At 33.2% G+C, this 11549-nt stretch carries 9 protein-coding genes and 2 tRNA genes; 3 read left to right on the top strand and 8 right to left on the bottom strand.

The features are described 5' to 3' along the window. Positions 1-36 precede the first annotated feature (36 nt). From MMARC5_RS06400 to MMARC5_RS06375, 6 genes are all read right to left on the bottom strand, one after another. A complete protein-coding gene (locus MMARC5_RS06400; RefSeq protein WP_048058503.1) occupies positions 37-270 on the bottom strand; it encodes a hypothetical protein in 234 nt (77 codons plus the stop codon). A gap of 436 nt (positions 271-706) precedes the next feature. Further along, positions 707-1891, bottom strand: a complete 1185-nt coding sequence (locus MMARC5_RS06395) for an RNA ligase (RefSeq protein ID WP_011869012.1) — start codon at positions 1889-1891, stop codon at positions 707-709. A gap of 5 nt (positions 1892-1896) precedes the next feature. Beyond that, on the bottom strand, positions 1897-2541 hold the full coding sequence (locus tag MMARC5_RS06390) for a PHP domain-containing protein (protein WP_011869011.1): 645 nt from the start codon (positions 2539-2541) through the stop codon (positions 1897-1899). 29 nt (positions 2542-2570) lie between these two features. Next, positions 2571-3854: an amidohydrolase gene (locus tag MMARC5_RS06385; protein ID WP_011869010.1), complete on the bottom strand. Its 1284-nt coding sequence runs from the start codon at positions 3852-3854 to the stop codon at positions 2571-2573. Between the two features lie 5 nt (positions 3855-3859). Next, on the bottom strand, positions 3860-4183 hold the full coding sequence (locus MMARC5_RS06380) for a gamma-glutamylcyclotransferase family protein (RefSeq protein WP_011869009.1): 324 nt from the start codon (positions 4181-4183) through the stop codon (positions 3860-3862). Between the two features lie 4 nt (positions 4184-4187). Then, on the bottom strand, positions 4188-6530 hold the full coding sequence (locus MMARC5_RS06375; RefSeq protein WP_011869008.1) for a DNA-directed DNA polymerase: 2343 nt from the start codon (positions 6528-6530) through the stop codon (positions 4188-4190). A gap of 169 nt (positions 6531-6699) precedes the next feature. Between MMARC5_RS06375 and hacB the strand changes: the two genes are divergently transcribed. The 3 genes from hacB (at position 6700) to MMARC5_RS06360 (ending at position 11120) form a co-directional block, all read left to right on the top strand. Next, positions 6700-7185: a homoaconitase small subunit gene (gene hacB / locus MMARC5_RS06370; RefSeq protein ID WP_011869007.1), complete on the top strand. Its 486-nt coding sequence runs from the start codon at positions 6700-6702 to the stop codon at positions 7183-7185. A 32-nt stretch (positions 7186-7217) separates the two neighbouring features. Then, the gene (locus MMARC5_RS06365; protein WP_011869006.1) at positions 7218-8990 is read left to right on the top strand and encodes a ribosome biogenesis/translation initiation ATPase RLI; all 1773 of its coding nucleotides are present in this window, start codon (positions 7218-7220) and stop codon (positions 8988-8990) included. 441 nt (positions 8991-9431) lie between these two features. After that, positions 9432-11120 (top strand): S-layer protein, encoded by a 1689-nt coding sequence (locus MMARC5_RS06360; protein WP_011869005.1) that lies wholly within the window; start codon positions 9432-9434, stop codon positions 11118-11120. A gap of 155 nt (positions 11121-11275) precedes the next feature. On the opposite strand, the gene MMARC5_RS06355 is transcribed toward MMARC5_RS06360, so the two are convergent. Both MMARC5_RS06355 and MMARC5_RS06350 read right to left on the bottom strand, forming a co-directional pair. Continuing rightward, a tRNA-Met gene (locus tag MMARC5_RS06355) sits at positions 11276-11354 on the bottom strand. A gap of 92 nt (positions 11355-11446) precedes the next feature. Next, positions 11447-11525: transfer RNA gene (locus tag MMARC5_RS06350), tRNA-Met, on the bottom strand. Positions 11526-11549: the final 24 nt, after the last annotated feature.

The raw sequence follows: 11549 nt of genomic DNA, 5'->3' as shown, positions 1-11549 counted from the left end.
ATTGTTGTTTTTATCGCCACTCTAAGAAGGATTTGATTATTTCAAGAGGTATTCTGTGACTACTACTCCCAAAAACAACATTGACATGAGCATTCCAAGACATGTTTCAATGTTCGGAATCGTATTGATAAAAAATGGACTCAGGTCGCAAAATGATGAATAACTAATCTTGAGAACTGATGTAAGTAAAAATACGGCGATAACGCCTAAAAACAGAAAGCAAGATACATCTTTTTTAAAATATACTTTTAAATATTTTTTAAATTTCATAGTTTCCCCCAAGATACTATTGAAATTGTTAAAATATTGTAAAAACTTAAGTGAATATATGTTAAACATTAGTTATCGGAAATTTAGAAAATAATACTAATAAATCAGTTCATAGGATAAATAAACTCTTAAAGAATAATAATTTAACGCCCGATGTAACGTGAATTCAAGAAAGGCCCATTTATTTTGAAGTATTTCTGTAAAAAATCTCGATCTTTTAAATTATCTAGAAAACATTTTTTCAAAATTTTAATTTTAGGTTAAAAAAGCCAGTCGTTTTAGGGGGCATATAACTTTTAGGTTCCCCAACCACAATTAAAGATATGCCCCACACGACCACAATTATTCACATGGAGTGTCCCTACGGACATGTTTAGTTATTGCATCTATATATTTAACCTTTTCCAATGCTTAAAATAAAACTAAATGATTTAAATTACCATAAATTGCCTTCAAGATGGCTTTTAATCTTATTTGATGTTGAATTGTAGATTCTACAAATTTTAGCCTTAAATACGTCTTTTTTGATATATTCTCTGGTTTCAATTGCAAAATTTATGTGCATTGTTTTAAGGTAGTTTATGAATTCGTTAAAATCATCTTCAGAATCAAAATAAAGCTCAAAGCATTCTTTTGCAAGGCCATCTTTTGAAATTTCTTTTATAGTTTCAACCATTGGTGTTAAAATCGATTCCCCGAGGTCATGCGAACGTTTTTTTATTTCTTCTTCGTTTTCACATTTTTCAAATGATTGGTAGCCCTCTCTTACAAGTCTGCTAAACATAAAATCAATTCCAAGATCGTAAACGTATTTAAATGCAACCGAAAGGTCCCCGCATTGCGTGTTGTGGGTAGTATACTTTATCGGGTTTTTTATCATTTTCAAATCTTTTAAAACAACGCCTTCTCGATGTTTTTCATTTAAATCGTCTAAAAGATTCCATAATTCTTCAAAATCAGAACTATCGATGATTTTTATCGGTTTTACGTATGGAATATCATATTTATCTAAAAGTTTTTCCTTTTCAGATATCGAAATAGCAGAATTTGTTTCCTTATTTCTTATATCAAAGATGTAAAACCCGAGGTTTTCATGATTTTTATCCGCTTCAGGGTAGTAGTGGCTTACATAAGGGTTATTCAATCCAACCATTTCACCGCAGAGCATTAATTCTGGAAAATCGTCTAAAAATTTAGTATTCATATATTTTTTCACTTTTTTGGTTGTGAAAGGGCAGATTTTTCCACCGCGAGTAATTGCAATAATTTCTCCGTAAAATTTGACGATTCTAATATTGTAGCCATCTAATTTTTCTTCTACTGCAATTTTGTTGTCAAAATATTTTTCAACAGCTGATTCAAGAACCATTGCACGCCTTATTTTGGGATAACCTTGGATAAAATCTAAATTATCATTTAAAAAAAGAATAGTCCCTCTTTCAATATGTTTTAATTTCTTTTTAAAACAGAGGTATTTTTTCCCGTTATATTCATATTTGGTAATTAATTTTCTCTTAAATCCATTTTCCAGGGTATCTTCATCAATATTCAATCTTTTGGACGCATTTATAATAAATTCTTCAAAATTAGGAATATCTTCTGAAAGATACATTTTGTCCATTGCAATCAGATCATTTTTTTAATTCTTTTTGAAAGTTTACTGCATACGAGCATGTTGCTTGGATGGGATCTTTTACAGTAAAATCCGTTTCTATCGGCTTTTTCAAGAACTTTTAAAAATTCTTTTGGATTATCAAAATTAAAATCTTCAACATTCAAATATGCATTACCCACTTCCCAAGGGAAGTGTGCATCACTTCCAACGCCCATTAAGAGGTTTTTAGATTCTGCAAAAGAGTAAGCTTCTTCGTTTGGTCTTTGTTCGACACATCTGCTATTATACACTTCGACAATATCAACATTTTTTACAAATTCAGGATCTTCAAGTGGCCCGTATTTACAAAGAGACCTCTTTCTTCTCCAGTCAAATGGATGCGGTAAATAAACAAGTCCTCCCTGTTCATGCACCTTGTCAACAGCTTCAAAAATGTTTTTTTCATTTATTTCTTCAGTTAAAAAAATTCCGCAAAATTCCCCTTTTTCCGTTGCAATTTCTTCTCCAGGTATCCCCCATTCGACTTTCGTCATAGCATTGTGGTCTGTAATTATCGGCACAATACGTTTTCTAGCGCACATTTTCTTCAGCATTTCCATAAAATTCATGGAGCATCTGGAAGTGTTAGTATGCACATGCATATCAATTTTTATCATTAGGTCACCAGAATGTTAAATTGATCGATCTATTCGAATTTTTCCGTCATTTTGTGTACATTTTTGTAGATATTATTTATGAATGTTTCGGAGAATTTATATCTTTTGTTCTCGAGTAAAATATTTCCATCGACAATTACCGTATCAACATCGTTTCCAAATGCAGAATAGACGATATTTGATTTTATATTATTAAATGGCCTCAAATGTGCTGAATCAAGGTCAATCAGTATAATATCTTTATTTTTTATTCCAATACTTTCACTATTAATTCCCATTTTTAAAACGGTATCAATATCTGCAACTGTTGGATCCCATCTATGCGCTTTATGTAATAATGATGTCATTTTCATTTCTTTGAAAATATCCAAGTTATTGTTACTTGCAGGACCATCAGTTCCAACTGAAACATCTGCACCATATTCTAAAAGTTCAAAAAGAGGCATAACTCCTCCGCTTGCAAGTTTCATGTTACTTGTTGGGCAGTGAATTACTTTGGTTTTGTTTTTCGCAAGTTTTTTTGCTTCATCTTTTGTAATCCATACGCAATGTGCTGCATGTAATTTTTCATTTAAAACTCCGATTTTTTCAAGGTATTCTACGGGACGCATTCCAATTTTATTTTCAAGTTCAACCACTTCGTATCGTGTTTCAGAAACGTGTGTGTGCATATTTACGTTATAATCGTTTGAAATTTCACTACATTTTTGATATGTTTCTTCTGAACAGGTGTATGGTGCATGAGGTGCAATTCCAACTTTTATATTTTTTTCATCAACATTGTTTTTAACAAAAGATTCCGCAGAATTTAAGAGTTTATCGATACTTTGTTCTTCAGGGGTCCCAAAATCGATAATTGGATAAGATATTTGCGCATTTAAGCCGATTTCCTTTGTAGCTTTCAATATTTTTTCAGAAAAGAAGTACATTTCGTTAAATGAGGTAACTCCAAAACGAAGCATTTCAAGGCATCCCAAAAGTGAACCGTGGTAAACATCGTTATTATTTAATTTTGCTTCATTTGGCCATATCTTTTGATTTAACCAGTCTTGAAGGATCATGTCATCCGCAATTCCCCTTAAAAGAGTCATCGGAATATGGGTGTGTGCATTATAAAGCCCGGGCATTGCACATTTTTTTTCGCCAGAAATTATTTTCAAGTCGTTCTGATTTAAATTTAGTTTTTCAATGAGATTTTTTCCAGCAGTTATTTTTGTTTCAGAATTTTCAGTCTTTTCAATTAAAATATCGCAATTTTCATCAACATTTAAATTATTATCAATATAATACGACGCATTTTTTATCAGTATCATAATTTTCACTCCAATCTCACGTAAACGTATGATTCATAACCTTTTCCATTTAAATCATAGCAAATAGTTTTATTTTTTGAGTAATATGTTCCATCATCTTCATAATCGTCAAAAATTTCAAGTTCTTTTGAAGTAATATTAAATAGAATAATTCCATCCAATAAAGAATTTTCTTTTAATCTAACGCCATAGTATCCAATTTTTTCATCGAAAAATTTCTCAAAATTAATTATTTTTCCAGAATTTCTTTCAGGAATTCTATTTATAAGTTTGAGCAATCTTTTGTCTTTCATCAGTTCCCCGTATGCAAAAATATTGACGTATTCCATAAAATCACTTTAAAAAATGGTGAAGTGTGTACTGCTTTTTTGAATCTTTTAATTCGTCTTTTGTGATCCCCAAAGCTTCCATTAGTCGTATAACTGGTGGTAAAATTTGATTTTCAATATAATAGTTCGTATCATAATCTTTTGCAGTTTCTATCGGTTCAGCCCGTTCACTAATTGATTTGTTTCCACCCGTTATAATATAACTTATAACGTCACCAGTATTTACACGATTTCCAGATTTCAAGATTTTCTTTGCAACTTCAACATGTGGGGCCGTAGTTTTATAGTCTTCAATTCGTTTTGTAAGCTGGGTATGAATCAATAAATCTTCTTTATCCACTTTTCTATCTTTTAATTCTTTAATTGTATCCTGAATTACTTTTTTTGCATTTTCAACGCTACCTTCTTTTAAAAGTGCATTTAATACGCTTTTTTGAGTATTTTTTGAAACGTTTGACCAGTCTCGCCTTACAACTTCGAGCCCTTTTATAGTAATTTTTTCATTTTCATCAATAAGGGCGTATTTCTTTTTGGTTACAAAAATACCTCTTTTAAAATACCCTTCAAATTCAAGTTCCATTTCTCCAGGCAGTTTATCGTTAATATTTTTTAAAAATATTTTTGTTTTTTCTAAAAGCTCATCGTTGGTGAGTTTTTCGCCATTCGCCCATTTGGAATAAAATCCATCGGTATCTGCGTAAATTACTTTAAATCCAAAATTTTCTGCTTCTTCGATAGTTTTTTGAATGTACTGTCGTCCAAGGTGCGTGGTAATTTCTGCACAATCTCTTGAATACCACCTTGCCATTGGAAATGCGAGGTATCCGTAGTGGGAATTTGCAAGAACTTTAATGGATCTCTGCTCATAATCTAAAATCTGGTATTCTTCGTCAAATTCTCCTTTTTCACCTTTTTCTCTTAATATCTTTTTAACGCTCTTTCTTCTATCTATCAAATCCATAAGTGTTTTTGGAATAATCCCGATATTCTTTTTACAGAATTTATGGCCCAAAATCTCTTCATTTTCCTCATCATTACAGCAATCACAGTCTATTGTTTCAGGGCTTAGGTTATGGCTCATTATAATTGAAGGATAAAGGCTTAAAAAGTCCATTGAAACGATATCTTCATGAATTCCTTTTATCGGCTCTTTTACGTAGCCCCCCTCATAGGAACTTCTGATTCTTTTTTGATATTCTTTTCCAGAAGGCCGGTTTGGTGCGATAACTCCTTTATTATAAGAATTTTTTAAAAGTAAGTATTCTACCATCTGACTGCTGCTCATACGGTTGATATCGTAGAGCGACTGATTTACTACTCTTGAAAACATTATTTCAAGAGGTAAAAACTGCTCTCCGATTCTTTGAGTATAATATGCATCTTGATAAGAATATTCTACAAGTGTTTCATCTAAATTATCCCACATTTTTGGAATATTTTCATGACCAACATCGACCTTTTTCACGTCAAAAAGAGCTTCGGTTACATTTTCAAGACGGTATTTTGTTAAATTTAACAGCCGCCTTGCAATTGGGTACAAATCGATATGGACTCGTCCGGGGATATAACTCTTAGAATTCATTCCGCCTTTTGTGATTTTTATTTTTTCATCGTTTTTTCCAAGCTTTAATTCAAGCCCAAAAACTTCAGCTCTTTTTTTAAGGTATGGAAAATCAAAATTATCTCCATTGTACGTGTAAATTATGTCGTAATCTTTCAAAATTTCGATAATTCGTTTTATAAGTTCTTTTTCATCTTTTACATATTCTAATTTGTCGTGATCGAATTTTTTGGTGGAAACTACAATATTTTGATCTTTTGAACTAAAACTTGCCATTATGATCGGATCTTTTTTTGCATTTGGCTCTTTATGACAGTAAACTTCAATATCAAAAGAAACCGTTTTAAATTCTGGAATTTTATTGTCCATCAGCTTATTCTTTTCAAAATCCCAGTTTGACGTTGGAATAACTTTATTATCAATCATATAACGTCTTATAAATGGAATATCGTATTCATAGAGTCTTTCAAATTCCATTAATATTTCACGAACCGTTTTTACGTTATTCGGATATTTTACAGTGACTTTTGAGAGTTCCTTTTCTTGATAATTTTGATCAAAAACTATTTTTTTAACAGTCTCGATTTTTTCAATCATTTTGGTGATTTCACTATCTAATTTATGCTTTTTTTCGTAATCTTTTAAAAATTCGAGGATTTGTTCTTTATCTGTCGAATTTATGTAAAAATATGGCTTAAAATCCTTTTCTTTTATGATTTCATTTAATAAATAGAGATAAATGCATAAATCTTCAGAATTGTAGTCCAAATCAATCAGGCTTTCCATCAAAACACCGCAGAAATTTAAGTTCTAGTTTTTACGATAAATCATCTTTAAAATATTAGTTAAATTTATATGTTTATTAAAGTAATATTTGAGAGTTACAGTTTTTAGCATATTTTAAAATTTAAATTCGGAAAAATTCGGTTTTATTTTAGTTATTGATGGTGACATAATGAAAATAACAGGCAAGGTGCACGTATTTGGGGATGACATCGACACAGATGCGATAATTCCTGGCGCTTATTTAAAAACAACTGATGAATATGAGCTTGCATCACACTGTATGGCTGGAATCGATGAAGATTTTCCAGAAATGGTCAAAGAAGGCGACTTTTTGGTAGCAGGTGAGAATTTCGGATGCGGAAGTTCGAGAGAGCAAGCTCCAATTGCAATAAAATACTGCGGAATCAAGGCAATAATTGTTGAAAGTTTTGCAAGGATATTTTATAGAAATTGTATTAATCTTGGAGTTTTTCCAATTGAATGCAAAGGAATATCAAAACACGTGAAAGATGGAGATTTAATAGAATTGGATCTCGAAAATAAAAAAGTAATTTTAAAGGACAAGGTTCTAGACTGCCACATTCCAACCGGAACTGCAAAAGACATAATGGATGAAGGCGGGCTTATAAATTACGCAAAGAAACAGAAAAACTAAAAAATAAATTAAAATGGATATTTGGTGATTTTATGTCACGACTGGCGATTTTAGATTATGATAGATGTCAACCACGAAGATGCTCGATGGAATGTATGAAATACTGTCCGGGAGTTAGGATGGAAGAAGAAACAATCGTAATGGATGAAAATTTAGGAAAACCAATAATTTCAGAGGAACTTTGTAGTGGATGTGGTATCTGTACCAAAAGATGTCCATTTGAAGCGATAAAAATTATCGGGCTTCCTGAAGAATTGACTGATGACAGGATTGTTCATTCATACGGTCAAAACAGGTTTAGATTATATGGATTGATTACTCCAAGAGACGGAGTAACTGGACTTTTAGGGCCAAACGGTGTTGGTAAATCAACGATAATCAAGGCACTCAGTGGAGAAATGGTTTTAAATTTAAACAATTTAACAGAAGCTCCCGACATGAAAAAAGTACTGGATTATTTTTCAGGAACAGAACTTCAAAATTACTTTGAAAAATTGAAAAACAACGGAATAAAACCTATCCACAAACCCCAATATGTGGATGTTTTACCAAAAGTTGTGAAAGGAAAAGTTGGAGAACTCCTAAAAAAAGTTGACGAAAAAGGAGATTTTGAAAAAATAATAAATGCTCTTGAAATTTCAAATATATTGGGTAGAACTTTTGACCAGCTTTCAGGCGGGGAACTTCAAAGGGTTGCAATTGCAGCAGCATGCCTTAGGGATGGAGATATTTATTATTTTGATGAGCCAACATCATGGCTTGATGTAAAACAGAGATTTAGTGCTGCAAAAGTAATAAGGGAAGTTGCTGAAGGCAAAAAAGTCGTTGCAGTAGAACACGATTTGATTGTTTTAGACTATCTTTCAGATTATATTCACATAATGTATGGTATCCCCTCAGCTTATGGGGTTGTAACTCACCCGAGGGGAACACGAGTTGGTATAAACACGTATCTCGATGGCTTCTTAAAAGAAGAGAACATAAGATTTAGAAAAAGCCCGATAGTATTTGAAAAAAGGCCCCCTCAAGACAGTACCAACAGGCCTTTACTTTTGGATTATACCGATATTTCAAAGAAACTTGGAGATTTCAGCTTAGGCGTTAAAGGTGGTCAAATCTACCAAGGTGAAGTCGTAGGAATTTTGGGGCCAAATGGTATTGGAAAGACTACATTTGTAAAAGCTCTTGCAGGAGTAATTTCGCCTGACTCCGGAGAGGTTACTGGAGACGTTACAGTTTCATATAAGTCGCAATACATTTCATCAGACTTTGAAGGAACAGTTGAGGAATTATTAATGTCAATTACTGCGATTCACACGTCATACTACAAATCCGAGATAATAAAACCGCTTGCACTTGAAAATATACTTGATTCCTCTGTAAAAGACCTCTCAGGCGGGGAACTTCAAAGAGTTTCAATTGCCGCATGTTTAAGTCATGATGCTGATTTGTATTTGATAGATGAACCTTCAGCGTTTTTGGACGTTGAACAGAGATTAAGTACTTCACGAGTAATTAGAAGAATGGCTGACGAAAAAGAAGCAGCAATGTTTGTTGTTGATCACGATATCTTGTTCCAAGATTATATTTCCGATAGATTTATTGTATTTAGCGGTATTGCTGGATCAAACGGAACTGGTTCAGAACCATTGCAAAAAAGAGCTGGTGCAAACAAATTTTTAAAAGAAATGGGAATTACTTTTAGAAGGGACCCTGACACCGGAAGACCGAGAGTTAACAAGGAAGGAAGTCAAAGAGACGTTTACCAAAAGGAAATTGGAGAATATTATTACAGTGACGAATAACTTGGGAATTAAAACAATACTTTTATTTTATTTATTTTTCACAGGGTATTCCAATAGCATATTACGATATTTTACCATAAAGCGAAGTAAATTATGTCAATAGTTGTATATATTGTCAAATATTTAAATTTATAAATATTTTGTTAAATTGGTTTTAAAAGAATTTAACGAATATTATTTGGCCATATTTCAAAATGCTAAATTATGCAGAATTTTAAAATTTTTTGTTGTTAAAAAATTCTTTAAAAAAGTTGCAAATATTTGCAACAGTTTATTTTTTAAAATAATTACTTTTTTGAATTTATTTTTTAAAAATAACCGGTAAATCCAAGTTTAATTCCCTGAAACTATTATTGCAACCGTTTCAAATGGTAAGGTATATATAGTGATGGCGACAAGGCTATTCTTGTAAAAAAAGTAACACAACAAAGGTGAATTACTATGGCTATGAGCATGAAAAAAATTGGTGCTATTGCTGTAGGCGGTGCAATGGTTGCATCCGCTTTAGCAACAGGCGCTTTCGCTGCTGAAAAAGTTGGAGATGTAGACGCTTTCGCTGCTGATGTAGTGGTAGATGGTGAAGCAAACGTGGATATTGTAGTAGGTTCAAACGCTGCTGCTTTAGACGTTGTTTCAGCTGCTAACATGGCTGCAAAAATCGGATCATTAATGTTCAAAGAAGGAACTGTTGAAGACGGTAGTGCAGAAATTACAGTAAGTGCTGCAGCAGAATCCGACGAAGTTAAGGATGTATACACTGACGCTACTGTATCACTTGTTAAAAAAGCACTCGTAATTACTGCTGCTGATGACGATTACACAAGTGCTGTAACAGGTATTTTAGCATTAGCTGATGGTACTGGTGTTGCAACAGAATTATTTGGAATTACAACTGCAGGTGCTGCAGCTGATTTAGAAGACTTACAAACCTTAGCATTTGTATCCGATGCTGACCCTTCAGGATGGGATTTCAATTCGGCAAGTGCAGATTTCGAAGCTGCAGAAGTACTCGTAGCTACAATTAATTCAGATTTAGCTACACTCGGTACTGCTGGTGCAGATATAGAAATTTTAGAAGACGAAGTAATCTACGCATCATTAGCATTCGAAGAAGACAAATACGGTGCTTTAGGAACTGACTACGCTGCATTATTCCCGGGTATGAGAATTCCATTACTCGGTGAAGAAAAAGTAATTGTTAAACTCGACACAGATGATGATTTAGTTCTTGTGGGTGACGAAGCATACGATGGAGTTATCAAACAAGGTGAATCATACGACCTTGGAAACGGATACACCGTAGAAGTAAACAACGTTTTAATGTCCGGTACAAACTACAAAGTAGATGTTTCAATCTTAAAAGATGGAAAAGTTGTAGCTTCAAAATTCGACACAGTAAAAAAACAGGCAACACAGCTTAAATTGGTTTACAAAGACGTAGGTGTAGTTGTAAACGATGCATGGACTGATGTTGGTGAAAACTACGGTTTCGCAGAACTTGTGATCGCAGACAATGTGGTTGAAATGGAACTTGGGGAAGAATTCATCCCTGACTACGAAGCATACACAGTTGACTACATAGCAGGTACCGGTCTTACATTATCAGACAAAGCTACCGCAACAGGAACAATTGTTGGTGTTGCTTTAAAATACGTTGGAGAAGACGTTGATAAAATTTCAAAAGACAAAACATTCACAATTGCAGACTACGCAAAATTAGACCTTGATGAAGACAGCGGTAAAATGGCTGCTAAATTCTTAATGGACGAATCAAAAGATGTAACCGTAAACATCGGTGAAAAAGTTTCAGTATTAAACGCTGAAATTAAATTAGATGACATTGCTGCTGAAGCTAAAGAAGCTGTTGTGATGACTGCACCAATCGCAGTATTAGACTCAGAAGCTTCATTAGATGATGCTGACAAAGCATTAATCTTAGTTGGTGGACCAGTTGTAAACGCATTAACCGCTGAACTCGCTGATGCTGGATTAATCGCAATCGACAACGAATCACCTGCAACCTTAGCAGTAGCTGCTGGCGCTGCAAACGGTAACGATGTATTGGTTGTAGCTGGTGGAGACAGAGCTGCAACACAAGATGCTGCTGATGCATTAATCGCTATGTTATAATTAAACTTCAAAGAAAGTTTAATCAAACATAACTAAAGTGGGTCAAAAGACCCACTTTTTCTTTTTTAGAAAATAATATTATTATATTTGAATTTATAGATATTTAAAATTTAAAAAAATAAGTTTTAGTAGATTTATTTTAACTTTTAAAAAAATGGTAGCGAGGAGAAGATTTGAACTTCTGATCTCCGGGTTATGAGCCCGGCGGGATAGGCCTGGCTACCCTACCTCGCTTCAAATACAACTTTTTCCAAACTGATAACAATTCAGAATTTAGTAACTAATTTAAAAAACGCAAATCTTTATTTTTAAACTCAATTAAAAAATGGTAGCGAGGAGAAGATTTGAACTTCTGATCTCCGGGTTATGAGCCCGGCGGGATAGGCCTGGCTACCCTACCTCGCTTCAATTATAAATTAGTTCTGATTA

This window comes from Methanococcus maripaludis C5 (assembly GCF_000016125.1).
GTDB classification, from domain to species: Archaea; AGJL01; Methanococci; order Methanococcales; family Methanococcaceae; genus Methanococcus; species Methanococcus maripaludis_D.
The sequence above is the reverse complement of the archived record's forward strand: the minus strand, read 5'-3'. Positions and strand labels throughout refer to the sequence as shown.